Below are 23,892 nucleotides of genomic sequence, written 5' to 3'. Positions count from 1 at the left end.
TGGGGCCTTGACGGACAGGAAGAAGCTCGATGGAAGTTATTATTGTTTATTTTAAGTATAAAGAGTTGGTGAAGAGTAACGCGCAATTATCGAATTTGCTTTGGAGCTTGGAAGAGAAACGGCAACTCCGGCTGAGGCGAGAAATATTCTGGGTATCAAAAAAGCTTGATTGCGGAATCAAGCTTTTTTGTCGTATGTACGCCCAGCATGGGCGTCATCTCTACGGTGAAAGTTCGGAATGGGGGCTGGCAAGCGCCTACCATTAGCCAAGAGCAAGGATGTCCGTCGCGAGGCGGAATCTGAAGGAAGCTGGAGGCAAACGCACGGCTTGAGGTACACGAACCCAATTAGAGGCGGTTGCAGTCGGATGAATCACCATAGCATGATGAAATCCAAAGCTGCCAAGGACTGCAGTCGTAAACTTGGGCAAGCGCGGGCGGAAAGATGACGTTCATATCTGGGGAGGCCTGTGAAATACGCGAAGTCACTTCATAACCGCAATCGCAAGGTTGCGCTGAATCCGCCAACACTTGACACGATGCGGGGTTCGGCTACTAGGCATCCTAACCGTCATGAATCCATTCATTATGTGCTCGAATTGTCTGCAGAAATGCCGCCTGCGAAATGGCGGGAAACTGCTTCCTGGTCATTTCTTGGAACGAGCCTCTTACCATTCAAAAATCAATAGGATTGGTTCTGGGCTTTGTTGGAGTCGTTGTCATCAGTCTCGCGGCGGTTTCATAAGGTGAAGTCTCAGGTATTGGGATCGGTGTGCATTTATCTGGTTAACCGAAGGAATCGATAAAAAGATGGTTTCGCATTCATATAAACTAAGGTATATATCCAAAAATTATGTATAATTAATATAGATAGAAAGGTGGGGAGTTATTGTGGTAATGAGGGGGGTCTGTCAATAATTTTGTGTAAACTCATGTATAAAGGAATCTGCCCTAGGGGAGATTGGCCCCTTACGGCAAGTGCTGCCCGATTCGATCCGGAATGAAAACGGATAGCTGCAGCAGCATCTGTCCCCAATTTTGGACACGCCCCGTCCATTTACGGGTGACATCCATGGTTACAAGATAAAGCATCTTCAGAAGAGCCTCGTCGCTGGGGAAAATGCTCTTTCCCTTCGTTACCTTGCGAAGCTGGCGATGATAGCTCTCAATCATATTGGTGGTGTAGATGAGCTTGCGCAGTTCGGGAGGGTGCTTGAAGAAGGTAGCCAGCTCGTCCCAATTGCTGCGCCACGAACGGATGATGAGCGGATATTTAGCGCCCCATGTTTCCTCGAAACGATCCAGCTCCACAAGCGCCATCTCCTCCGTCGCCGCTTTGTAGATCGGCTTCAGATCAGCTGTTACCTTCTTCAGATCCTTATAGGACACGTAGCGAGTCGAGTTGCGGATTTGGTGAATGATACACTTTTGAATCTCCGTCTTCGGATAGCAGGCGGCAATGGCCTGAGAGAAACCGGTAAGATTATCGACACAGGTGATGAGAATATCCTGTACGCCGCGATTCTTTAGGTCGTTTAAGACGCTGAGCCAGAACTTGGCCGATTCGTTCTCGCCGATCCACATGCCCAGCACATCCTTGTTACCATCCAGATCGATGCCGATGACCATGTAGGCGGCCTTGTTCACAATAGCGCCGTCTTGCTTGACCTTAAAGTGAATGGCGTCAAGGAAGACGACGGCATACACGCTTTGCAGCGGACGGTTTTGCCACTCCTTGATGAGCGGAACGATTTTGTTCGTGACGTTCGAGATCATCGTCGGCGAAACGTCGATACCGTACAGATTCTGCAGGTGATCTTGGATTTCCCGCGTGCTCACGCCTTTGGCGTATAAGGCGATAATCTGATCTTCGATGCCGGTGACGTTGGATTGATGCTTCTTTACCACGAGCGGCTCGAACTCGCCCAGACGATCCCTGGGCACGGCAATCTCCTGATCGCCGTATTCGCTGGTGATCTTCTTCTTGCTCTTTCCGTTGCGGCTGTTGGTCGTCTGTTTGTTCTTCACGTCATGCTTCTCATAGCCCAGATGCGTTTCCATCTCGGCCTCCAGCATCTCTTGCAGCGTCTCGGCAAATAAGTCTTTCAAAGCATTCTGCGCGTCCTGTGCGGTCACTAGCTTGTTCTCCTTAATGAAGGCCCTAAGCTGCTCTTTACTCCATAATCCCATGTGTGCTCCCCAACCTTTCTATTACTTTCATTTTATCAGGTTTGAGAGTTTACACATTTTATTTTACAGACTCAATGAGGGAAATATCATTATCGAAAACGGTTCGTACTTATGAATCGCTGATGACCTTGAGGTTTCCAGACGACCGGTCATTACAGAGAGCTTCTCAAAATGTCCCGTTCGGAGAAATTGCTTAACATGACACGAAGCCAATGGGATTTAAACGACTTTTTCTTATGCAATATTTCTTCGTTTCCTCCGTATCGGACAAGGAGCATTGCTGAACATCAGCTGATCATCGATAAAATCACAGAAAAAGATGCGGCGGGTGCGCGTACCCTGATGGAAGCACATATCTCAACTTTCACCTCATTGATCCAAAGAACGTTTACCAATTCATAAGATCGAATATAAAGAACCGTCTAGAATCGCAGTGATTCATGCACGGTTTAATTTTATACTACAGTTTAAACAACGATTTACTGCTGTAAGGTGACACTCTATGAATTAACTTAACTTGTGTTTTATGTTATCCTTCGTCATTTTGTCATTTTTGCTTGCGGCTAGTTACCTGACAAAGCGGAGCTCATTTTTATGGCCGGTTCGCTCCTGGTTATCGGCTTGATTAATGTTATTTTTCGTCCGATGGCGGGTTTTGCGGCATTGATTGCGTATGTTTTGGGGCTTGCATTTTATAACATTGCAGCAAATTGGGGCAAAACGGTTGATGTATGGTTCCAATGGGAGAAGCTTGTGGTACAGCTTATTTATTCGCTTGGGGCATCATATCAATCAATTAAGGGAACGCTCATTGGCGCTTCAAAAAGAGGTTGAATCATTAAGAAAGCTGGAGCCCGTGACAGGCGTGTTAACATTTGCAGAGTTTATGGAAAGAGCAAAGCTGCTGTTCTCCGGTATGAAGCGCCGCAAAGAAACAGGCTATTACATCATTTGCGAACTACATATGGACAGCAAGGACCCCCAATACAAAAAGCGTGTCGTTTATGAGAAGATGGTGGCTAAGCTGCTGGATTCCACAAGAAAAAATTATGACCTCGTCGGTAATTACGGCGGACATCGGGCGATCATATTGTTAACGAACACGAATCAGTCAGGCGTAGAAGTAGTGTTAGACCGGTTTTATAAAAAGATTGCAGAAGATCGCAGCTTGAAGCCGGAGTTGTTCGACATCACGGTGAACGAGCTGGCGATTGACGAATGGGAGCAATTTGAAAAAGTGATTTCCCCTCTAAGAGGGGGCAAAGCCGTATGATGACAATAGTTCTCACCACGATATCAATCAGTTTCTGGCTGCTGCTGCTTTATTACTCGACGCTCACGATATCCGGGGTGTTATACCGTTCCAAGAAACGAAAGTTCGTGAGGTTAGAATCTTATCCCAGCGTCGCTGTATTGATCCCGGCTCACAATGAGGGCATTGTCATTGCGGATACTCTGCATGCTATGAGCAAAATCGAGTATCCGGGAGACGTCCAAATTTATTTGCTTAACGACAATTCACAGGATGAAACCGGTGAGATTGCGCAGTATTACGCGGACTCGTTTCCGAATATCCATTATATCCAGGTGCCGCCAGGCACGCCAAAAGGCAAGTCTCGGGTGCTGAACTACGGCATATCGATCAGCGAATCCGAATATATCGCCGTGTATGACGCTGACAATCAGCCTGAGCCGCAAGCGTTACGATTGCTCGTGGAGGCTGCAGAGACAACGCCTAAAGCAGTCGGAGCAGTTGGCTACGTGAAGACGATCAACGAGACCAAGAATGCGTTGACTCGTATGATTGCTTTGGAATTTTCAGCTTTTCAGCTTCTTATGCAATCAGGCCGATGGGGGATGTTCAAGCTCGGCTCTTTAACTGGAACCAAAAGAGATGCATTGACCCAAGCAGGCGGCTATGATCCCTACGCGTTAGCGGAAGATGCAGATTTAACGTTAACTTTAACGGACTTGGGCGGTCTGTTGCCTATCGTGCCGGAAGCCCGCACTTGGGAACAGGAGCCCGAGAGCTTCAGCATATGGCTGCGGCAGCGGACGCGTTGGATGCAGGGAAACCTTTATTTGATCGAGAAAACGTTAAAGAATCCCCGGCTGTTCAAGGGGAAAAATGTTATTCATTCGGTACAATTACTGACCGTGTATATTCTTTTTGTCGTGTTTCTGCTCGTTTCGGATTTGTGGTTCGTGCTTGGGCTTTTTGGACATGTGGAAGGGAGCTCGACCGTGCCGCTGCTCATCCTTTGGTTCGAGGCCTGGTTAATGTACTTTGTGCAGCTGGTGACCGCGCAAATGTCCGACAAAAAATAACCCCAATTGACTTGCTTTTTTCGTTCTTGATGTACTTTTCTTACGCTCAGTTCTGGTTGTTTTTATTTCTGAGAGGCATCTACTGCCAAATCAAATTGAAACGCTCTAAGCTTGAACCGGTATGGGATAAGACGGAACGCTTTAAACAAATAACATAAGATCATAAGCAAATGGGCACCTTATTTTATGGAATGGGTTATCGTATTTCCGATGAATCCCTCAATCTTCATAAAAGTTTCATTTTGTCTTCATAGTTCCTTCATGAACAAATGGGCTGTCAGTGATATCATGTCTATATAATTAAATAAGAATCATTATAAATAGCGAAATCAATATAAACAGCTATTTATAATTTTCAAACTACATTTAGGAGGAATGAATTATGTCTCTCATTGGAACTGAAGTAAAACCGTTTAAAGCTCAAGCTTATCACAATGGTAAATTTATCGAAGTAACAGAAGCCGATTTTAAAGGAAAATGGAGTGTAGTTTGCTTCTATCCTGCAGACTTCACATTCGTTTGCCCGACCGAGCTGGAAGATCTTCAAAACCAATACGAAACCTTGAAGTCACTCGGGGTTGAAGTGTATTCCGTTTCAACCGATACCCATTTTACTCATAAAGCATGGCACGACAGCTCGGAAACGATCGGCAAAATTACTTACATTATGATCGGAGATCCTTCACATACGATTTCCCGCAACTTCGATGTGCTGATCGAGTCGGAAGGTCTTGCTGACCGCGGTACGTTTATTATCGACCCGGACGGTATTATCCAAGCCATTGAAATTAACGCCGGCGGCATCGGCCGCGATGCAAGCATTGTTGTAAACAAGGTCAAGGCAGCACAATATGTAAGAAATCATCCAGGTGAAGTTTGCCCGGCAAAATGGCAGGAGGGTGCTGAAACGCTTAAGCCAAGCCTTGATCTTGTAGGAAAGATTTAAGGGGCTGGTCGAATGGTACTGGACGCAGACATTAAGGCACAACTTAACCAATATCTTCAACTCTTGGAAGGCGACGTGCTGATCAAAGTCAGCGCAGGGTCCGATGCGGTGTCTAAGGACATGCTGGCCTTGGTGGATGAACTAGCCACCATGTCTTCCAGAATAAAGGTTGAACAAGCCACATTACCGAGAACACCGAGCTTTAGTGTAAATCGTGTGGGGGAAGATACCGGTGTAACCTTTGCCGGTATCCCTCTGGGACACGAATTTACTTCATTGGTGTTGGCTCTGCTGCAGGTTAGCGGTAGAGCTCCAAAGGTTGAACAGAACGTCATTGACCAGATTAAAAACATCAGCGGCGAATATCATTTTGAATCCTATATCAGCCTGAGCTGCCACAACTGCCCTGATGTTGTTCAGGCACTGAACTTGATGAGCATCCTCAATCCGGGCATTACGCATACCATGATTGACGGTGCGGCGTATAAAGCGGAGGCAGAAAGCAAAAACGTCATGGCTGTGCCAACGGTTTACCTCAATGGTGAATTCTTCAGCAGCGGTCGCATGACAATTGAGGATATTCTCGGCAAATTGGGCAGTGCTCCGGATGCTTCGGATTTTGCCGACAAGGCTCCATACGATGTGCTTGTTGTCGGGGGCGGCCCGGCTGGTGCAAGTGCGGCGATTTATGCGGCACGCAAAGGCATTCGCACAGGCATTGTTGCTGAACGTTTTGGTGGTCAGGTTTTGGATACCGTAGGTATAGAGAACTTTATCAGCGTTAAATATACCGAAGGTGCTAAGCTCGCAGCGAGTCTTGAAGAGCACGTGAAAGAGTACGGTATCGATGTGATGAAATCACAGCGCGCCAAGCGTTTGGAGAAAAGGGATTTCATCGAAGTCGAGCTCGAAAACGGCGCTGTTCTAAAGAGCAAGACCGTAATTCTTTCAACGGGTGCCCGTTGGCGCAATGTAGGCGTACCCGGAGAAGAGGAGTTCAAGAACAAAGGTGTAGCTTACTGTCCTCATTGTGACGGTCCTTTGTTTGCAGGAAAACACGTAGCGGTGATCGGCGGCGGTAATTCCGGTATTGAGGCGGCCATTGATCTCGCAGGCATTGCGAGCCATGTCACCGTTCTGGAGTTTATGCCGGAGCTGAAAGCTGATGCTGTACTGCAAGATCGTCTTTACAGTCTGCCTAACGTCACTGTTCTGAAGAACGTTCAAACCAAAGAAATTACCGGTACCGACAAGGTGAACGGTATATCCTATATTGAGCGCGATACAGGAACGGTTCAGCATATTGAACTGGATGGCGTGTTTGTTCAGATCGGTCTTGTACCCAATACCGATTGGTTAGGCGATACGGTCGAACGCAATCGCATCGGGGAGATCGTTGTGAATAGCCACGGCGCTACGAACGTACCTGGCGTGTTTGCTGCAGGCGACTGCACGAACAGTCCGTATAAGCAGATCATTATTTCAATGGGATCGGGTGCTAATGCAGCCCTGGGCGCATTTGATTATCTAATCCGAAATTAATGAATGTATACAGCAGCTTTTCCTGCACTTGTTCGTTAAAAATTGTACATTACGTTTTAATCGAAACGTCCCGCCAAGGGGCGTTTTTCTTTGTTGAACGGTGCTCTATACCTCCATACGATAAACATGCCCGACTTATGGTATAGTTCAATGAGGGGATACAAAAAGACAAATGAAAAAGGAGAAACGATGACAGAGAAAAAAGCAGCAACCGAAACAGGATGGAACTTCGACAACAGTTATGCTTGCCTGCCGGAATCATTCTTTACCAGGCTTAACCCAACCCCTGTACGCTCACCGAGGTTGATCATTCTTAATGATCAGTTGGCAGCGTCCCTGGGGTTGAGCGTCCAAGCGCTGCAAAGCAATGACGGCGTTGCGGCGCTTGCTGGCAACCGGATTCCCGATGGTGCCGAGCCTCTGGCTCAAGCTTACGCAGGCCATCAATTTGGGCATTTTACCATGCTGGGGGACGGCCGGGCTCTGCTGCTTGGCGAACAGATCACACCCCTGGGCCAGCGGGTCGATATTCAGCTTAAGGGTTCAGGTAAAACGCCATACTCCCGCCTTGGCGATGGCCGGGCGGCGCTTGGGCCGATGCTGCGCGAATACATCATCAGCGAAGCGATGCATGCGCTGGGTATTCCAACCACCCGCAGCCTGGCTGTGGTGACAACCGGCGAGTCCATAAGGCGTGAAACCGAGCAGCCTGGTGCAATTCTGACCCGCGTGGCAGCCAGCCATCTGCGCGTCGGCACCTTTCAATACGTTTCAAATTGGGGTACTGTGGAGGAGCTCCGGACTCTGGCTGATTACACATTGCAAAGACATTTTCCGGAAGTTGAGGCTGATGAGAACCGCTATCTTTCCCTGCTAAAAGAAGTGATCAGGCGTCAGGCCGTGCTGATTGCCAAATGGCAGCTCGTCGGCTTTATTCACGGGGTGATGAACACCGACAACATGGCCATCAGCGGGGAAACCATTGATTATGGTCCGTGCGCCTTCATGGATGCCTATGACCCGGCAACGGTATTCAGCTCCATTGACATTCATGGCCGCTATGCCTATGGCAATCAGCCGTATATTGCCGCGTGGAATCTCGCGAGATTTGCTGAAACCCTATTGCCGCTGCTGCATGCCAACGAGGAGCAGGCTGTAGAACTGGCCCAGGATGCGATTTCAGATTTTACCGAGTTGTATCGCCGCAATTGGCTCTCGGGAATGAGGGCAAAACTGGGGATCTTTAACGAAGAACAGCAGGATGAATCCCTTATTGAAGAGCTGCTCAATTTGATGAAAGAGCATCGTGCGGACTACACCAATACCTTCCGCGCATTGACGTTTGATAAGCCCGAGGATGCGGTTCTTTTTGGCACCGCGGGCTTTGCCCAGTGGCATGAGCTGTGGCAGGCGAGACTAGGCAGGCAGCAGGAATCAAAAGCCTCCTCGCATCAATTGATGCGCAGCAGCAATCCCGCGCTGATTCCCCGCAACCACCGGGCAGAAGAAGCGCTGGAGGCCGCGGTGAACCAGGGAGACTACAGCGTGATGGAGCGGTTTCTTGATGCTCTTTCGAGCCCCTACGCGCACTCCCCCGAACAGGCTGAGTACTCCACACCTCCTGCGCCATCAGCCCGTCCTTACCGGACCTTTTGCGGTACCTGATATAGAAAAAAGCATGAGACTGGACGATAAATCATTGAATATGGTTTATCGTCTGTCTCTTCTGTGATCATCATTTTTAGCTCCTTGCCGCACAAAAGTTTTGCCGCCATCTGCCGGTTAAGCTATTTCATTACACGTTTAAGGGCATCGGCAAACCGCCGGATGCCTTCCCGGATATCTTGGGTCTCGGTGCGGCTGTAGGTAAATCGCATGAAGCCTTTCTTGGAGCCGAGTGTGGTGCCAGGGGCAAAAATAACGCCGTTTTGAATCGATTCCCTGAAAAGCGCATGTTCATCGCATTCCCCTTTTAGTCCGCACCATAAATGAATGCCGCCTTGAGGCTCGATAAATTCTATGTATGAACCTATCTCGCTACGCAAAGCCTCTACAACTCGATCCCGTTTGTCCCTCAATCCAGCGCGAAGTTGACTGATATGCACATCAAAACCTTCGGATGCAAGCAGCCGTTCCGATATCCATTGCGGGTAATTCGGATGACCGAAATCGATTTGTTGTTTGGCATCGGCTAAACGGTCAATGACAGGCTGCGGTCCTACGATCCATCCGATTCTTAAACCGGACGCCGCAATTTTGGACAGCGAGCTGATATACAGAATAGCGCCGTCGCGATCCAACGATTTCAGCGGTGCAATGGCCTGTTCTTGAAAACCGGTAATGCTGTAAGGGTCATCTTCGACGATAGGAATGCCATATTGGGTGGAGATTTCGATGATTTTCTTTCTTCTTTCTTCAGACATGGTGGTCCCGGTCGGATTCTGGTAGGTAGGGTTCAAAAACACCATTTTGACCCGGGTTCTTTTATATAACGAGATGATTTCATCCGGATCGATGCCTTCCCGGCCGGGAGACAATAAGAACGTTTTTAAACCCGCCGAATGAAAGATAGGAAGGGAGTAGGCATAGGACGGGTCCTCGATGGCTATGGCATCCCCGGGCTTTAACAGACATTGAATAATCAGATGCAGCGCTTGCTGGGCGCCGGAAGTAATAATGATGGAGGAAGGGGTCGTTTCAATGCGCCTGTATTTCCGCAGGTGGGCGGATATCGTTTCCCGCAGCTTTATATTCCCCTGCATGTGCTCATAACCCAAGTAGTCGTTGATTTCCATGGAACGATGGATGTCCTGCATGAGCTTGACAGGCTGAAGATCGGGCGCCAATTCCCCGATAGCGAAATTGATGACGTGATCTCTGGACTGGATAATCTGATAGATTTGCTGGTTAATCGGGTTATTGATCTGGAAAAAGCCGCTTTTTACATATTGCCCCCAATTCGGAATTCGCTTTTGAGGTCCTTCTCCCCATAACGCTTGGCTCACTACCGTGCCGATCCCCTTCACCTTCTTGACGAGTCCGCTCGCAAGCAGCTCATCATAAGCCGCGATGACGGTTCCGCGATTCACGCCTAGTTCTGCCGCGAGAAAACGCTCCGAAGGAAGACAGCTTCCGCTCGGATATTCCCCGTTCATAATCCGGGTTTCCATATAATCGGCAATTTGCTTATAGATCGGTACGCTTTCTACTTTGTTTGGCTTCCATTCCATAGCATCCTCCATACGGTTGAGCATGCAGTCCTAACCATCGGATTGTTGCTCGAATCAAAATCATTACACGTCATCATTATACATCAATGTAATGTATTCTTCCATAAATTTGGTTTTTATTTTTTGAATTACGAAGGATGTAAAGTATTTTATGGTTTTTTGAGTGGATGAGTAAAAAAATCGCGTACTGGATGAGGTGGTTTTACAAATTATTCAGTAATATATGTTATATAAGTTAACAAATATAAATTGGACGTCAATGAAAGAAGGGATGGGTACTATGACTCCGGATGATCATGCTGATGAAAGGGAAGAAATACTGAGCCAATCCCGCTCCAACTGGTTGGTGGATATTCAGAACAAGGGCTTGCGCACGAACGGACTTATTGAAGGCGGCAGACGCGGGGGTGCGGGCCCGTCGGACGACCGGGCGTTTATGCTGGGAGACCGGACGGTGATGGTGCCGACCTTCAACGGTCCGGCGGTCTCCTCGCCCTACTCCCTTGTTCGTACGGAAAAGGGGCTGACCTTGCAATATAACGGCAAAAAGCTGATGTATGTAGATCCGGTCGCTCGTCCCAAATTTTATGACCGGACAACGAAGGACGGCATTCCGTACAACAAGATAGCGGTGCTTCACAGCTCCGATGTGCTGGCAAGCACAGTTATTCAAAGCTGTATCCGGTGGGCTCCGAGTCAGAGATGCAAGTTTTGCGCGATCGGCCACTCTCTGGAAGCGGGAACTACCGTTGCCATGAAAACACCCGAGCAGCTGGCGGAGGTTGTCCAGGCGGCTGAGGAATTGGACGGCATCAAGCAGGTTACGCTGACAACCGGCACGCCGAACGAGACGGACCGGGGAGCATTATACTTGGCTGAATGCGTCAAAGCCATCCGTAAGGTCAGCCGGCTTCCGGTACAGGTTCAATGCGAGCCTCCCGATGACGAGGCGCTGTATCAGGTGCTGAAGGATGCGGGGGCCACAACGATAGGGCTTCACGTCGAGTCTTTCGATGAAGAGGTTCGCCGCAGGATGATGCCGTCCAAGTCTGCGATCACTCTGGAAACCTACTTTAGAGCGTTCGAAAAGGCCGTATCCGTCTTCGGCAGAAATCAGGTTAGCACGTATGTCATCCTCGGAATGGGGGAGCGTATCGAGAACATATTGGAAGGCTGCCGGCGTGCGGCGCAGCTTGGGGTTTATCCGTTCGTCGTCCCTTTAAGGCCACTGCAAGGAACGTTACTGGAAGATGCCCTGCCGCCAACCAGCGAATACATGGAGGAGGCCTATCGCAATGTGGCCGCCATTTTGGCAGAGGAGGGGCTATCGTCTGAAGCCAATCAAGCAGGCTGCGCAAAATGCGGAGCATGCTCGGCCCTCTCCTCCTTCGAAAAATGGGGGACATCCGGGGTGGGCCTATGAAAAGCTGTCAGGTGCGTATAGCCAAAACGGAGCATGAGCTTGAAGCCGCATTGTCCCTACGGCGGCAGGTATTTGTTGACGAACAGCATTTATTCGATGGAACCGACGCCGATGAGCACGATCCGGCATCGATCTACATTAACGCCTGGAAGAATGGAGAGACGTTAATGGGAACCGTTCGCTGCTACGCAGACAACGACGACCCTACCCTATGGTGGGGAGGACGACTTGCCGTCAAACCGGAATTCCGGTTGAGGGGGGTTGGGGTATATTTGATCGAAGCCGCTGTAGAAGAAATGAGGCTTCGGGGCGTACGGCGTTTTTTGGCAAAAGTGCAGCAGCAAAATGTGAAGCTTTTTGAAAAGCTAGGTTGGAAAACGGTGGGCGGACTGATTTGGATACATGATCACCCGCATCACATCATGGAGGCGAATTTGCATGTGTATGATGCATCAGGCAGGAAGCGGCGTCAGTTTATCCAAGGTTGAATCGATCGCCCGGGTACCGGAGGAGTATGCACACGAAATTCCGCTGACCATGGGATTTGGCCGAAAGGTGTTCAGCGTGCATAATCATGTCGGCCATCTGGAGCCTTGGCCGTTCTATGAGTCGGAGGTGCCGGTTTCGCCCGCCGATCCCGGCCCTGCAACGGCGGAAGAGCTGGATCATTTCATGAAGTGCCGCGGTATGGAGAAGACCCTGATTATTCCGAACTACGGTATTCCCGTTCAGGCTCAACCCTTTTCCCACAATGAACTGGTCGTGCGCTTATGCCGGCAGGGAGGAGGCAAGGTCGCCGGAGCCTTATGGGTTTCGGGACTTCCGCAAAATCGGGAGCTGACTGAAAACGCGCTTACGCTTTTGGAGGAGCCGGGCATTGCCGCTTTGAAGATGAGCTATCTGCTTGGAGGGACAGCCGACCCCCGCAAGTGGGATGAGGCGACGACGAAGCTGCACGAAACGATTTTTCGGGCGGCGATGGAAAAGGATATTCCGATTCATTTCCATACCAGCCCGGGCGGGGGCTCGGATATACTGGGATTTTTTGAAATCATCAAGCGGTGGGGCAAGGAGTTGAAAATACATCTTGTTCACATGGGCGGCGGCGTCAGCGGGCATATCCGGCTGCTCTCCCGCTGGTCGGAGCTGATTGAAGGCGGCTACCGGGTCTATCTGGATACGAGCTGGGCCATCGGCTTTGCTGTCCGCAAGCTGCTTCAGGAGGTCGATCGGACAGGGATAGGCGCCGATCGCATTATGTTCGGTTGCGACGAGCCTTGGAGCGACTATGAAAGCGAGTTTTGGAAGATTCAAGGAGCGCGTATCTCTGAAGAAATCAAAGAGAGAATCTTCTGGGGTAACGCCCAAGAGCAATATTTCAGCAAGCTGGCTTAGGGCCCAGCCCTTAACCATATAAAAAATATCGAGAGGAAGATGAATCTATGACTGCCAACTTTACTGAGAACGAATTGAAATCGATGAATGAAATTCCGCACCCGTCCTTGCCGGTTGGGACGAAGCTGTACGGCGGCACCAAGGTATTTCCGGATTATAAGGCCAATCCCGGCGAAAAGTTTCTTGCGCTGGTGCACGGAATTGCCCATGAGTCGTCCCTGTCTTATGTAGCCATCCTGCAGGCCATCCGCGCCCAGCGCAAAGGGTACGAAACCGCCATTTATTTTTATGGAACCGGCGCGATGAATGCGATGGCTACCCGGGGCTTCCCTACGGTCGGCAGCGCCGCTTTCGGAGGCCAGCTGAATTACAATGAATCGTTAGCGACTTTTATTAAAGAAGGCGGAAAAGTGTACGTGTGCCGGTTCGGTCTCGGTTTGCACGGTTTGCGCGAAGAAGACCTCATTGAGGGGACGATCCCGGTTCATCCGCTTGATCTTCAGGATTGTCTCATTGAATACTCCCGGGCTGGAGCGTTTATTCTGAGTACGTTCCAAATTTAATCATCATTCCGTCAGAAAGAGCAGGTGGGTAACGATGACGATCCTTTTGGAAAAAGGGCGATTGAATCCCGATCACTTCGCGGTAACCGCCGAGCTTGTTCCGCCGAGGGATTGGAACCCTCGCCCCCTCGTTGAACAAGCGGTACGTTACCGCGGATATGTGGATGCAGTCGATTTAAGCGACAATTTGCTTGCGATCGCCAGGCTTTCGCCGGTAGTCGGCGCCTTTTTCGTACGTCAGGTCGGCGTGGAGCCAATTGTACAAATCAACCTCCGCGATCGGAATCGAATGGGAATTCAGAGCGATCTGATGGGGCTTGCCGCCATCGGAGTGAAAAATATTACGATCCTGGGAGGTTACCCGGCTAAGGTAGGTACGGAGCCAAACGCCAAAGAAGTCTATGATCTGGAGACGATGGAGCTCGTGCGCTACGCCAGAATTTTTTCCGATGAAGGGAAGCTTTTTGATGGAACGCCGATGCAGGAGCCTCCCCAATTTTCGATCGGTACGGTTGAAAATATTGCAGGCAAACCGATTAAGGAACTCATTGACCGTTTGGAGGCGAAGGCGGACAGCGGAACGAGCTTTGTTCGCACTCAGTTGGTTTTCGATATGGACCTGATCGGAGAATGGATGGAAGAGGCAAGGCGGCGCGGACTGCATGAGCGGGTCACTATCATGGCCAGCATCTTGCCTCTGCGTAATGCCGATCATGTAGGGAAGGCGCTTCGGATTCCCGGCGTTGTGATCCCCGATTCGCTGCATGCAAGACTCGCCGCTTCAGACTCGAGCGAAGAGGGCCTGCATATTGCCGCCGAACTGATTAAGCAGCTTCGGCAGATCGAAGGCATCCGGGGCATCCATATCCGGCCGATCGGCGGGGCGGAAGACAGCGTGAACAAGGTCGTTCAATACGCGGGGCTGCTGCAAAGCTCCACGGCGGCTGCCAGCGCATAGGTGATATGTACGAAAGGGTGTGGCGTCAGGTGAATGTCGCTCTATATACCTACAACACAAAGCCCAGAGGCGGGGTGGTACACACGCTGGCCTTAGCCGAGGCACTGAAGGAACAGGGATGTTCGGTTACGGTCTTTGCTTTGGGCTTAAACGGCACAAAGCAGTTTTACCGTCCGGTGGGTACGGAAACAACTGTGTTCCCGTTTGAAACCAGGGAACATGAGGGATTTGAAGACCGCATCCTTCGTTACATCGATACGTATACCGACGCGTTAGAGAAGGAGCGGTTGGAGGCATTCGACATTCATCATGCGCAGGATTGTATCAGCGCCAATGCATTGACACGACTTGGAAAGAAGGGTCTCGTTCCCTTCTTTCTTCGTACGGTCCATCATTTGGACGATTTCGTTACCCCGGCCTTGGTGGAATGCCAGCATCAATCGGTGCTTCAGCCGAGGGCCATCGTCACGGTCAGCCAAAGTTGGAAGGAAAAGCTGGAAAGCCTGTATTCGCGTTCATCGACGGTGATCCACAACGGCGTGGACGAGCGGTTCTTCACTTCCGATGAAAGCTCCATCGATACGGAGACGTTGGCCCCCTTAAAGGGGAAGATCGTTTACTTAACCATTGGGGGCATCGAACCCCGCAAAAACACGATCGAAACGCTTCGGGCTTTTGTTGAAGTAAAACAGCGTATTCCTCAAGCCGTGCTTGTCATCGCAGGGGGTACGACGCTGTTCGATTACCGGCCTTATCGTACCGGGTTCGAACGTTTGCTGGAAAGCCTGCCTGCTGAGATCAGGTCGGACGTGCGCATCATCCCCTCTCCCGATGATCGGACAGTCAAGCATTTATACCGGTTAGCGCATGTGTATCTTCAGCCTTCGATCAAGGAAGGCTGGGGGCTGTCCATTCTTGAAGCCATGGCCAGCGGAACTCCTGTTGTTGCTTCCAATATTGAAGTGTTTCAAGAATTTATGACGCATGAACATAACGCGCTGCTTTCAGATCCCATGGATTCAAGGGCTATCGCTGCCAATATGCTTCGTTTAACCCATGACCCCGCCTTGGCCGACCGTTTGCGCAAAAATGCCGGAATGACGGCCCGTCAATATACTTGGCCGCAAACGGCCGGAGGTCATATCAACTTGTATCGGAGGGTGCTGTCGAATGAATGAGTTAAGCAGGCTTGTGAGCCACCTGGCGGAATCCTCCGGATTTCGCAGAAAGAAGGATATTCAGATTCCCCTGCAAAAGTTCCAGTGGGATCCAAAAGCTATGCTGGACCCGATCGGCGATGATGCCGCCGTGCTTCCAAGTGCCGAGGGTTACTTGTTGATGTCGTGTGACGGTATCATTCCTGGGCTGGTGAAGGAGGATCCGCTCTGGGCGGGTTACTGCGCAGTGCTCGTAAGCGTAAGCGATATTTACGCCATGGGCGGCCGGCCTGTGGCTATGGTGAATATGCTGAGCGCTTCGGATGAAGCAACAGCTTCTTTGATCGCCGAGGGAATGGCGGAAGGGTGCCGCAAGCTGGGGGTGCCTATGGTCGGAGGGCATTATTTGCCCGAGGAAACCGAAGGGGTGGCGACGGCCATCATCGGCAGAGCCACTCATCTTCTGCGGGCATCGAGCGGCAGGGCCGGGCAAGCTTTGATCGCTGCGGTAGATTTGGATGGAACCCCTTATAAACATTATTTACAGTGGGACTGCACCAGCGCCAAAGAACCTTGGGCATTGTTGAAAAAACTGGAGCTGCTTCCTGCCATTGCGGAGAAGGGGCTGGCCGTCGCCGCCAGAGACATCAGCAATGCAGGATTGTTAGGAACAATTGCGATGCTGGCGGAAAATGCCGGCTGCGGTGCTTATGTCCATATCGACCGTGTGCCGAAACCGGAGGCCGTGGAGCTCGAACGATGGCTGCAAATGTTTCCCGGGTATGGTTTCATTCTGGCGGCGGATGCTGAGCATTCGGAGGAGATCCTATCGATTTTTGCCAGGGAGGGAATCACCGCCGCCGTCGTTGGCGAATTGACTTCGGATACCCGGGTGCTTGTCGGGAACGGTGCGGAGGAAGTGGTGTTGATCGATTGGGCGAATGAATCCCTGGTGGTGGCCCGGCATGGATAGGAAAGCGCGCATTCCGTCAGGTTTCAAAGCGGCGGCGATTCAATTCAATCCGTCGCTTGGGGACACGTCGTTGAACCGCGAGCGCATGGCCTGTCTTCTCCGGGAAGCGGCTGCAAACGGCGCCCGGCTCGTCGTATTTCCGGAAATGTCCTCCAGCGGGTATGTGTGGAAGAACCGGGAGGAAATCGCCCCCTATGTCGAAACGATCCCGGGTCCGACTACGGAAGCCCTTTGCTCTGTAACCCGGGAGTATGGCTGCTATGCCGTCGCTGGCTTGCCGGAAGTCGATCCCTCCACAGGCGCGTACTATAACTCCGCCGTTCTTATAGGGCCGGAGGGCGTGGTTGGGAGCTATCGGAAAACACACCTCTTCGCAGCCGATCCGCGATGGGCCAGGGAAGGCAATGACGGGTTTCCTGTCTTTTCCACCCCCATAGGAAACATAGCTATGCTGATCTGCATGGATGCGATGTACTTTGAGCCTGCCCGGATCGCGGCGTTAGAAGAAGCGGACGTGATCGCTTTTCCGACAAACTGGGTTGGCAGCGGGAATGGCGGACCAAGCAAGACTTGGTGCTTGCGCGCGAAGGAGAATGGTTTGTGCTGGATTGCGGCGAACCGCTCGGATACGGAACGAGGCGCCCGATTTACGGGAGGAAGCGCAATTATCGATGCCGATGGGTCCGTTCAGGAGTCGCTGATATCGGGTGAAGGGATTGTCTACGGGACGGTTCGGGCTGATCCGGACAAGAGAAAGGGAATCCTGAGAGGCCGGAGACCGGAAGCGTATCAGGAGATTTTGCTTCACCCGTATCTTTGGAAAGAAGGGGAAACGCGTCCAATCGGAGAACCGTCTCCATTTGAAGTCGTCGTCCTTCCGCTGGACATGAATGGGGATGGATCCGGAACCCTCGATCAATTGAGGCAATCGCTGGAGTCGGTTCAGCCGCGTTTAATGACCTCCAACCGTTTATATGTCCTTCCTGAGATCGATACAGCCGCCTTGAGCGCCTTGGGAACGGATCGGGCGGAAAAACTTTTACACGAGCTTCAGCTGTTGGCCGGGTTATTCCGAGGTTATATCGCCCTGAGCGTCTTGGCATCTGATTCGGGAGAATGTGCCATGTACTTAGTCGGTCCTGAAGGGTTCGTCGGTTCCTATAAACAGGTTCGTCACAATCTCCATCGGGAATGCACCGGATTCCGCACCTTTGAAGTTCCTTTCGGGAGGGTGGGTCTTCTGACCGGGAGGGATGCCGATTATCCGGAAGCTTATCGCGTGTTGGCCAAGCAAGGGGCGGATATCATTGCAGTCAGCGGTTCGGGACAGCATGACAGCGAAATCTGGATGAAGCGCATTTGGGCGTTCGAGAACGATGCGATATTAGCATGCGCTGTGCCTGCAGGCTCTTCCGGAAGTATGCTGTTTTTGCATCGTCAGGTGGCCTTGGAAGGAATAGAGCCTCCGGAACCTTATGTGCAGGCCTTCCAGCCTGAAATGATGGCTGTACCCGGAAGCAGGCCATTCCTGCGGCGGATGAAAACGCATTTGTATGACCGGCTGGTCATGGCTGAACTACAAAGCTTGAAAGGATGAGAATCGGAATGAAAATGCTCGGGATATCGGGGACCATTATTGGAGAAAAAACAAGCTCGGTTGTGAGAAAGGTCGTGAAACATGCGGCGCTTCTGGAGCCGGACCTGAAAACGGAAATGCTGGATTTAAGAGATTATGAGGTGCAGTTTTGCGACGGCCGCAATCCGGCGGCGTATAACCTTGATACGCAAAAAGTAATGGCAGCCGTTTTATCAGCAGACTGCTTTGTGATCGGGACACCGGTCTTTCAGGCGTCTATGGCTGCCCCGCTTAAAAATGTGTTTGACCTGCTGCCTCCGGATGCTTTTAGGGATAAGGTCATCGGTTTTATCGCCACCGGCGGGACCTATCAGCACTTCCTGGTTATCGAGAATCAACTGAAGCCGATTGCCGGGTACTTCCGGGCTTATGTGACCCCGGATTATGTGTATGCGCACCGGGATCATTTTAACGACAGGCATGAAGTCGTCGATGCGTCCGTGCTGCAAAGAATCAAAGGTTTAGCCCGGCAAATCGTTGAAATGTCCAAAGCACTGCAAGGAATCCGAACAGCCGCGGGGTGAACAGTGATGTATAGAGCCGCGATAAGCGGGATCGGCGCTTATTTGCCGACGGGACGTATGACGAACGAAGATTTAAAGCGACTGATTTCTTTAGAAGATGAGTGGATCGTCAGCAGAACGGGCATCCGGGAGAGGCGGATATCGGGCGTCTCGGAAGCCACGTCGGATTTGGCTTATCTGGCCGCGTTAGATGCGTTGGATGACGCCGGCATCCTGGCATCGGAAATTGACTTGATTCTTGTTGCTACAGAAACGCCTGATCATATTCTTCCGCCTGTGGCTTGCCAAATTCAGCGTCAATTGGGATGTCGTCCTATTGGTGCCATGGATGTTCATTCCACCTGCGTCGGATTCTTATCTGCGCTTCAAATTGCCGACCAGTATATCAAGGCGGGGATGCACCGGTGCATCCTTGTGATTGGTGCGGATACATTATCCAAACTAACCGATTATTCCGATCCGTACACGAGCATCCTTTTCGGCGATGGCGCGGGAGCGGTTATCGTCTCCCGAATGAAGGATAACGATGAGGGTAAAATCATTTCGACATCGCTTCATGCCGACGGGGAAGCTTTCGAGTTTTTATATGTTCCGGGCGGGGGAAGCAGGCACCCGGCTTCGGAAGAATATAAATCCAAAATGGTCATGGATGGAGGGAAAATATTCAAGGCGGCTGTGAAAGCCATGACCTCGGGTGCCGAAGAAATATTGGAGAGGAGCGGGTATCGCATCGATCAAGTAGATTGGTTCATTCCGCACCAGGCCAATGAACGCATCATAGACGCTGTGGCACGGAATCTTCATTTTCCGGAAGAGAAAGTGGTCAAGACCATTCACAATTATGGAAACAGCTGCTCGGCAACCATACCGGTGTCATTTCACGAAGCGGTAAGGGACGGGAGAATCCGGCATGGGGATACGATTTTAATGACGGCATTCGGTGCAGGCTTGGTATGGGGAGCCGCCTTGATCAAATATTAGACTGGCCGGAGGGAGATGGCAGCCGCGGATTTGGCGGGAAGGTTGCTGTTTCAACCGCTCGGCATTCCCGCAGGCGTTATTACGGCAGGAATCGGCACCCTTTTTCTTGTACCTTATGTTTAAGCGGAGGATGGCGCATGGAGGGGATTTACATTTTGATTGCATATTCGTCCTGTTATTGGGAAAGTTATAGGTAATCAAATGTATGGAGTGGACAAGATGGAAACTAAAGATGGAAGCTCGGGAATTTGGGTTGCTATAGTGAGTTGGGTTGTGCTTATAGCTTTCTTCATCGGAATATTTTTGTTGTTTGTCCGCACGTGAATATGAATGCTTGAATTCAGCGATAGCAAGCTTCCCGCGGTCCTAGGACAGCCGGGAAGCTTTTTACTGTCCGGAACTTCAGGAGGGACTTCCAGGAAAAATAATGCCGGTGATGACAGGGGGGGGTTGACAGAAAGACATAAACATCATAATATAATACCTATAGGGGTATAAGTATAAAACGAAAAGGAGTCATCGATATTTTGACATATGGAGGAGTGATAAAAGTGGCAGGTAAATATTCAAAAGAGATGAAACCTCAGGAAGTAAAACAAAGATTAGAACGGGGGGAAGCATTGACCATTCTGGATGTTCGGGAAGATAACGAATGGGAGTCCGGGCATATCCCCGGCGCCAGGCATATTCCATTGGGGCTGCTTGGTCAACGGCATACGGAGCTGGATCCTGAGAAAGAAACCATCGTCGTATGCCGCAGCGGCAATCGGAGTGGATTAGCCTGCGAAATGCTGGAGTCTTTCGGTTATAAGGTCATGAATATGCCGGGAGGCATGATGGAATGGACTGGAGAAGTCGAGTACTAATCTATTGGCTGCAGAGAAAAAATTCAAGCTTTTTTGATACACATAGGAGTATAAGTATAAAATAATAAATCCAAAATGGAGGTTATGAGATGTCGACGCCGTCAGCGGTTCAAGCAGATCTAGCATTGGATTGTAAAGGACTAGCTTGTCCGATGCCCATTGTCAAAACGAAAAAAGCCATGGACCAATTGAATCCCGGTCAAGTCATTGAAGTGCAGGCTACCGATAAAGGCTCATTGGCAGATATCCGGGGATGGGCAAAGAACACAGGGCATCAATATTTGGGAACCATTCACGAAGGAGAGGTATTGAAGCATTACCTGCGTAAAGCCAACCCGAATGAAGTCAAGGAAGAAACAAAATTTCCGCATACATTGACGAACGAGGAGCTGCAAATCAAGCTGGAATCCAATGAAAAACCGTTGGTGTTGGATGTGCGCGAACCTGCGGAATATGCTTTTCATCGGATTCCCGGGGCCGTTTCCATCCCATTGGGCCAGTTGGAAAACAGGCTGATCGAGCTGAAACCGGAGCAGGAAATACATGTCGTTTGCCAAACGGGCACCCGGAGCGATTTGGCCTGCCGGCTGCTCGCCGACAATGGCTTTAAAAACGTAAAAAACATCCTGCCCGGTATGTCCGGCTGGACCGGTCCGACCGAGAAAAATCAATAAAATAAACGGAGGTCATTCCTGATGTCAACGAAAGTCGCTATTATTGCCAGCAACGGCGGATTGTTCGATGCCTATAAGGTATTCAACATCGCCACGGCCGCGGCCGCTACCGATTCCGAAGTCGCTATATTCTTCACCTTTGAAGGACTTAATCTCATTCATAAACAGGGATATCGGCAGCTGCCGCTGCCTGCGGGTAAAGAGAATTTTATAGAAGGATTTAAAAAAGCCAACGTACCGTCCATTCCCGAGCTGGTTCATATGGCGCAAGACATGGGGGTCAAAATCATCGCCTGCCAAATGACCATGGATGTGATGAACATGAAGAAAGAAGATTTCATTGAAGGCATCGAAGTCGGCGGGGCCGTGACCTTCCTGGATTTTGCGAAGGATGCCAACGTCACTTTAACGTTCTAATTAAAGGGGGATCGGGCATATGGCTGCGGCAGACGATAAACAGGGAATGACGGCGGAAGAAGCGGCAAGATTTATTCTCGATAAGAAAGAACTGTTCATTCTGGACGTCCGCAACGAAAGTGACTTTAACGACTGGAAAATGGAAGGGGAAAGCATCGAAATCCTCAATATCCCGTATTTTGAATGGCTGGAGGGAGTGGACTCTGTTCTGAGTCGGATTCCGGAAGGCAAACAGATTCTCGTTGTCTGCGCCAAAGAAGGATCGTCCAAATTTGTTGCCGAACAGCTTGCAGAGGCCGGCCGGAGCCCTATTTATTACCTTGAAGGCGGGATGAAGTCCTGGAGCGAGTATTTGGAGCCGGTCAAGATCGGCGATTTGAAGGACGGGGGCTCCATTTACCAGTTTGTCCGTATCGGCAAAGGCTGCCTTTCGTATATGATTGTTTCCGATGGCGAAGCAGCTGTTGTCGACATGGTTAGAATGACTGACGTGATTGAGCGCTTTGCCAAAGAAAACGGGCTGACGATTAAACACGCGATCGATACCCACCTGCACGCAGATCATATTTCCGGAGGAAGAATCCTGGCAGAGAAAACAGGAGCAGCCTACTGGCTGCCTCCAAAGGATGCGGCAGAGGTCGTGTTTGCCTACGAAAAGCTCGAGGACGGCAAAGAGATTACGGTTGGAAACACACAGATTAAGATTCAACCTGTATACTCGCCGGGCCATACGATCGGGAGTACATCGCTTATTGTCGATGATCAGTATTTGCTGACCGGAGACATTTTATTTATTGAATCGATCGGCCGGCCGGACTTGGCGGGGAAAGCCGAGGATTGGGCCGGGGATTTGCGTCATACCCTGTACACCCGCTACAAAGAATTGTCCGACGATTTAATCGTGCTTCCCGCCCACTTCGGAAAAATATCCGAGCTGGGTGAAGGCGGAAAAGCAGCCGCCCGTTTGGGAGATCTGTACCAAAGCAACCCCGGGCTAAACTTCCCGGATGAAGCGGAATTCAGACGCGCGGTTACCGATAATCTGCCGCAGCATCCTAATTCCTATCAGGCGATTCGTCAAACCAATATGGGCAAAATTCAACCGACGGACGAAGAACAGCGTGAAATGGAAATGGGTCCTAACCGTTGTGCGATTCACGATAAATAAGGAGGAATAAACACGAACTGGCCTGAGGCCAAAGCAAATGTATAAGATTTGGCAATCCATTCGAGGATTGCAGGATTGCAAAACCATACCGCACACGTTATATTACCTGTAGGGGTATAAGTAATATTAAAAAGGAAAGTCAACCTGGTTATTTAATAGCAATCATAGAAAATACAGTGTTCAGCTGGATGCAGGGCAGCCGCCGCAAACGGATACTTGAGGTTTGAAGCGGCTGCGGGTTTTTGCGAGGAGGAAGGAAAGTGTTTATTTTATTGGTGCTGTTGGCCATCGGATTGATATGGTTCATAAGAAGTGTCTGGCCTGTAAGCGGGCTGTCCTTCGTAGATTCGAGGATATTGGAGGCGGCACGGGAAGAAATGACGACGTTGAAAATTGTTGATGTACGGGACGCGGCGGATTATCAGAAAAATCATTATCCCGGCTCAATTAATATATCGTTAGGTCGTCTGCCGTTCGTCTGGCGGAATGAGCTTTCACCGGACGAGCCTGTCCTGATCCTCGCCGATAGCCGCCGTAAAAGCATAAAAGCCGCCCGTGTACTCAAAAATAAAGGCTTCTCTCATTTGTATGCACTGCGCAGGGTGAGCGGCTATTAATATACCTGGACGGGATCGGAATGGAGGAAAATCGAATGATAAAATACGATGAAAGCGTGCTTCGTCGGGTTAAACGCATCGAAGGGCAAGTTCGCGGTATTTTGAAAATGATGGAGGAAGGCAAAGATTGCAAGGAGGTCGTGGCACAGCTTTCCGCTGTACGCAGCGCCGCAGATAAAGCGATGGCCTACATCGTCGCCGTCAATCTGGAGCAATGCATTATTGAAGAGAAGGAAAAAGGAAAGGATACGGGCATGATTGTGAAGGAAGCTGTTGACCTGCTAGTAAAAAGCCGATAAGTAAGC

The 23,892-nt window shown here is 50.3% G+C and carries 25 protein-coding genes and 2 pseudogenes; 25 read left to right on the top strand and 2 right to left on the bottom strand.

Going from position 1 to position 23,892, the window contains the following annotated elements; translation table 11 throughout:
• Positions 1–29 precede the first annotated feature (29 nt).
• The gene (locus IJ22_RS16540) at positions 30–266 is read left to right on the top strand and encodes a hypothetical protein (RefSeq protein WP_062409610.1); all 237 of its coding nucleotides are present in this window, start codon (positions 30–32) and stop codon (positions 264–266) included.
• A gap of 702 nt (positions 267–968) precedes the next feature.
• On the opposite strand, the gene IJ22_RS16535 is transcribed toward IJ22_RS16540, so the two are convergent.
• A complete protein-coding gene (locus IJ22_RS16535; RefSeq protein ID WP_062409609.1) occupies positions 969–2,189 on the bottom strand; it encodes an IS256 family transposase in 1,221 nt (406 codons plus the stop codon).
• A 168-nt stretch (positions 2,190–2,357) separates the two neighbouring features.
• Between IJ22_RS16535 and IJ22_RS27230 the strand changes: the two are divergent.
• The 7 genes and pseudogenes from IJ22_RS27230 to IJ22_RS16500 form a co-directional block, all read left to right on the top strand.
• Positions 2,358–2,591, top strand: a pseudogene (locus IJ22_RS27230) (FCD domain-containing protein); the annotation flags it as partial.
• Positions 2,592–2,783: 192 nt separating this feature from the next.
• Complete coding sequence (locus IJ22_RS16525; RefSeq protein WP_062409607.1) at positions 2,784–3,023, top strand: hypothetical protein; 240 nt, start codon at positions 2,784–2,786, stop codon at positions 3,021–3,023.
• Entirely contained in the window at positions 3,001–3,462 is a 462-nt protein-coding gene (locus IJ22_RS16520; RefSeq protein WP_062409606.1) for a nucleotidyl cyclase domain-containing protein, read from the top strand. The genes IJ22_RS16525 and IJ22_RS16520 overlap by 23 nt, the downstream gene beginning before the upstream one ends.
• Positions 3,459–4,517 (top strand): glycosyltransferase family 2 protein, encoded by a 1,059-nt coding sequence (locus IJ22_RS16515; protein WP_235594153.1) that lies wholly within the window; start codon positions 3,459–3,461, stop codon positions 4,515–4,517. Before IJ22_RS16520 ends, IJ22_RS16515 begins: the two co-directional genes overlap by 4 nt.
• Before the next feature lie 382 nt (positions 4,518–4,899).
• The gene (gene ahpC, locus IJ22_RS16510; protein ID WP_062409605.1) at positions 4,900–5,463 is read left to right on the top strand and encodes an alkyl hydroperoxide reductase subunit C; all 564 of its coding nucleotides are present in this window, start codon (positions 4,900–4,902) and stop codon (positions 5,461–5,463) included.
• Between the two features lie 12 nt (positions 5,464–5,475).
• A complete protein-coding gene (ahpF, locus tag IJ22_RS16505; protein ID WP_062409604.1) occupies positions 5,476–7,005 on the top strand; it encodes an alkyl hydroperoxide reductase subunit F in 1,530 nt (509 codons plus the stop codon).
• A 189-nt stretch (positions 7,006–7,194) separates the two neighbouring features.
• Entirely contained in the window at positions 7,195–8,670 is a 1,476-nt protein-coding gene (locus IJ22_RS16500) for a protein adenylyltransferase SelO (protein ID WP_062409603.1), read from the top strand.
• 122 nt (positions 8,671–8,792) lie between these two features.
• Here IJ22_RS16500 and pdxR read toward each other — a convergent pair whose 3' ends face one another.
• Positions 8,793–10,235: a MocR-like pyridoxine biosynthesis transcription factor PdxR gene (gene pdxR, locus IJ22_RS16495; RefSeq protein ID WP_062409602.1), complete on the bottom strand. Its 1,443-nt coding sequence runs from the start codon at positions 10,233–10,235 to the stop codon at positions 8,793–8,795.
• A gap of 280 nt (positions 10,236–10,515) precedes the next feature.
• Between pdxR and IJ22_RS16490 the strand changes: the two genes are divergently transcribed.
• From IJ22_RS16490 to IJ22_RS16415, 17 genes and pseudogenes are all read left to right on the top strand, one after another.
• The gene (locus IJ22_RS16490; RefSeq protein WP_062409601.1) at positions 10,516–11,658 is read left to right on the top strand and encodes an MSMEG_0568 family radical SAM protein; all 1,143 of its coding nucleotides are present in this window, start codon (positions 10,516–10,518) and stop codon (positions 11,656–11,658) included.
• Positions 11,655–12,146 carry an MSMEG_0567/Sll0786 family nitrogen starvation N-acetyltransferase gene (locus IJ22_RS16485; protein ID WP_062409600.1) on the top strand — a complete coding sequence of 164 codons (492 nt, stop codon included), beginning with the start codon at positions 11,655–11,657 and terminating at the stop codon, positions 12,144–12,146. The genes IJ22_RS16490 and IJ22_RS16485 overlap by 4 nt, the downstream gene beginning before the upstream one ends.
• A complete protein-coding gene (locus tag IJ22_RS16480) occupies positions 12,097–13,053 on the top strand; it encodes an amidohydrolase family protein (protein ID WP_082660855.1) in 957 nt (318 codons plus the stop codon). The genes IJ22_RS16485 and IJ22_RS16480 overlap by 50 nt, the downstream gene beginning before the upstream one ends.
• Before the next feature lie 47 nt (positions 13,054–13,100).
• Positions 13,101–13,616 carry an MSMEG_0572/Sll0783 family nitrogen starvation response protein gene (locus tag IJ22_RS16475; RefSeq protein WP_054817402.1) on the top strand — a complete coding sequence of 172 codons (516 nt, stop codon included), beginning with the start codon at positions 13,101–13,103 and terminating at the stop codon, positions 13,614–13,616.
• 34 nt (positions 13,617–13,650) lie between these two features.
• Positions 13,651–14,574: a methylenetetrahydrofolate reductase gene (locus IJ22_RS16470; protein WP_062409599.1), complete on the top strand. Its 924-nt coding sequence runs from the start codon at positions 13,651–13,653 to the stop codon at positions 14,572–14,574.
• A gap of 29 nt (positions 14,575–14,603) precedes the next feature.
• The gene (locus IJ22_RS16465) at positions 14,604–15,752 is read left to right on the top strand and encodes an MSMEG_0565 family glycosyltransferase (RefSeq protein WP_062411027.1); all 1,149 of its coding nucleotides are present in this window, start codon (positions 14,604–14,606) and stop codon (positions 15,750–15,752) included.
• The gene (locus IJ22_RS16460; RefSeq protein ID WP_062409598.1) at positions 15,745–16,704 is read left to right on the top strand and encodes a sll0787 family AIR synthase-like protein; all 960 of its coding nucleotides are present in this window, start codon (positions 15,745–15,747) and stop codon (positions 16,702–16,704) included. Before IJ22_RS16465 ends, IJ22_RS16460 begins: the two co-directional genes overlap by 8 nt.
• On the top strand, positions 16,697–18,301 hold the full coding sequence (locus tag IJ22_RS16455) for a nitrilase-related carbon-nitrogen hydrolase (RefSeq protein ID WP_062409597.1): 1,605 nt from the start codon (positions 16,697–16,699) through the stop codon (positions 18,299–18,301). The genes IJ22_RS16460 and IJ22_RS16455 overlap by 8 nt, the downstream gene beginning before the upstream one ends.
• An 8-nt stretch (positions 18,302–18,309) precedes the next feature.
• Positions 18,310–18,864, top strand: coding sequence for an NADPH-dependent FMN reductase (locus tag IJ22_RS16450; RefSeq protein ID WP_062409596.1), 555 nt, complete (start codon positions 18,310–18,312; stop codon positions 18,862–18,864).
• Positions 18,865–18,870: 6 nt separating this feature from the next.
• A complete protein-coding gene (locus tag IJ22_RS16445; RefSeq protein WP_062409595.1) occupies positions 18,871–19,845 on the top strand; it encodes a beta-ketoacyl-ACP synthase III in 975 nt (324 codons plus the stop codon).
• A 21-nt stretch (positions 19,846–19,866) separates the two neighbouring features.
• Positions 19,867–20,038 (top strand): annotated as a pseudogene (locus IJ22_RS27225) (iron chelate uptake ABC transporter family permease subunit); the annotation flags it as partial.
• Between the two features lie 382 nt (positions 20,039–20,420).
• Positions 20,421–20,711, top strand: coding sequence for a rhodanese-like domain-containing protein (locus IJ22_RS16440; RefSeq protein ID WP_062411026.1), 291 nt, complete (start codon positions 20,421–20,423; stop codon positions 20,709–20,711).
• A gap of 89 nt (positions 20,712–20,800) precedes the next feature.
• Positions 20,801–21,385, top strand: coding sequence for a sulfurtransferase TusA family protein (locus tag IJ22_RS16435; RefSeq protein WP_062409594.1), 585 nt, complete (start codon positions 20,801–20,803; stop codon positions 21,383–21,385).
• 21 nt (positions 21,386–21,406) lie between these two features.
• Positions 21,407–21,802, top strand: a complete 396-nt coding sequence (locus IJ22_RS16430; protein ID WP_062409593.1) for a DsrE/DsrF/DrsH-like family protein — start codon at positions 21,407–21,409, stop codon at positions 21,800–21,802.
• Positions 21,803–21,821: 19 nt separating this feature from the next.
• Entirely contained in the window at positions 21,822–22,970 is a 1,149-nt protein-coding gene (locus IJ22_RS16425; RefSeq protein WP_062409592.1) for an MBL fold metallo-hydrolase, read from the top strand.
• Positions 22,971–23,230: 260 nt separating this feature from the next.
• A complete protein-coding gene (locus tag IJ22_RS16420; protein ID WP_062409591.1) occupies positions 23,231–23,587 on the top strand; it encodes a rhodanese-like domain-containing protein in 357 nt (118 codons plus the stop codon).
• A gap of 35 nt (positions 23,588–23,622) precedes the next feature.
• Positions 23,623–23,886 (top strand): metal-sensitive transcriptional regulator, encoded by a 264-nt coding sequence (locus tag IJ22_RS16415; RefSeq protein ID WP_054817406.1) that lies wholly within the window; start codon positions 23,623–23,625, stop codon positions 23,884–23,886.
• The last annotated feature ends 6 nt before the right edge of the window (positions 23,887–23,892 follow it).

Source organism: Paenibacillus naphthalenovorans (assembly GCF_001465255.1).
Classification (GTDB): Bacteria; Bacillota; Bacilli; order Paenibacillales; family NBRC-103111; genus Paenibacillus_G; species Paenibacillus_G naphthalenovorans.
Note: the sequence above shows the minus strand (reverse complement) of the source record. Positions and strands in the feature narration are given on the sequence as shown.

Coding starts and splice junctions, on each gene's coding strand:
- IJ22_RS16425 (WP_062409592.1), top strand. CDS start 21,822: ATGGCTGCGGCAGACGATAAACAGGGAATGACGGCGGAAGAAGCGGCA.
- IJ22_RS16535 (WP_062409609.1), bottom strand. CDS start 2,189: ATGGGATTATGGAGTAAAGAGCAGCTTAGGGCCTTCATTAAGGAGAAC.
- IJ22_RS16460 (WP_062409598.1), top strand. CDS start 15,745: ATGAATGAGTTAAGCAGGCTTGTGAGCCACCTGGCGGAATCCTCCGGA.
- IJ22_RS16435 (WP_062409594.1), top strand. CDS start 20,801: ATGTCGACGCCGTCAGCGGTTCAAGCAGATCTAGCATTGGATTGTAAA.
- ahpC (WP_062409605.1), top strand. CDS start 4,900: ATGTCTCTCATTGGAACTGAAGTAAAACCGTTTAAAGCTCAAGCTTAT.
- IJ22_RS16450 (WP_062409596.1), top strand. CDS start 18,310: ATGAAAATGCTCGGGATATCGGGGACCATTATTGGAGAAAAAACAAGC.
- IJ22_RS16445 (WP_062409595.1), top strand. CDS start 18,871: ATGTATAGAGCCGCGATAAGCGGGATCGGCGCTTATTTGCCGACGGGA.
- IJ22_RS16485 (WP_062409600.1), top strand. CDS start 11,655: ATGAAAAGCTGTCAGGTGCGTATAGCCAAAACGGAGCATGAGCTTGAA.
- IJ22_RS16480 (WP_082660855.1), top strand. CDS start 12,097: ATGTGTATGATGCATCAGGCAGGAAGCGGCGTCAGTTTATCCAAGGTT.
- ahpF (WP_062409604.1), top strand. CDS start 5,476: ATGGTACTGGACGCAGACATTAAGGCACAACTTAACCAATATCTTCAA.
- IJ22_RS16490 (WP_062409601.1), top strand. CDS start 10,516: ATGACTCCGGATGATCATGCTGATGAAAGGGAAGAAATACTGAGCCAA.
- IJ22_RS16515 (WP_235594153.1), top strand. CDS start 3,459: ATGATGACAATAGTTCTCACCACGATATCAATCAGTTTCTGGCTGCTG.
- IJ22_RS16475 (WP_054817402.1), top strand. CDS start 13,101: ATGACTGCCAACTTTACTGAGAACGAATTGAAATCGATGAATGAAATT.
- IJ22_RS16455 (WP_062409597.1), top strand. CDS start 16,697: ATGGATAGGAAAGCGCGCATTCCGTCAGGTTTCAAAGCGGCGGCGATT.
- IJ22_RS16430 (WP_062409593.1), top strand. CDS start 21,407: ATGTCAACGAAAGTCGCTATTATTGCCAGCAACGGCGGATTGTTCGAT.
- IJ22_RS16525 (WP_062409607.1), top strand. CDS start 2,784: ATGGCCGGTTCGCTCCTGGTTATCGGCTTGATTAATGTTATTTTTCGT.
- IJ22_RS16415 (WP_054817406.1), top strand. CDS start 23,623: ATGATAAAATACGATGAAAGCGTGCTTCGTCGGGTTAAACGCATCGAA.
- pdxR (WP_062409602.1), bottom strand. CDS start 10,235: ATGGAATGGAAGCCAAACAAAGTAGAAAGCGTACCGATCTATAAGCAA.
- IJ22_RS16470 (WP_062409599.1), top strand. CDS start 13,651: ATGACGATCCTTTTGGAAAAAGGGCGATTGAATCCCGATCACTTCGCG.
- IJ22_RS16540 (WP_062409610.1), top strand. CDS start 30: ATGGAAGTTATTATTGTTTATTTTAAGTATAAAGAGTTGGTGAAGAGT.
- IJ22_RS16440 (WP_062411026.1), top strand. CDS start 20,421: ATGAAACCTCAGGAAGTAAAACAAAGATTAGAACGGGGGGAAGCATTG.
- IJ22_RS16500 (WP_062409603.1), top strand. CDS start 7,195: ATGACAGAGAAAAAAGCAGCAACCGAAACAGGATGGAACTTCGACAAC.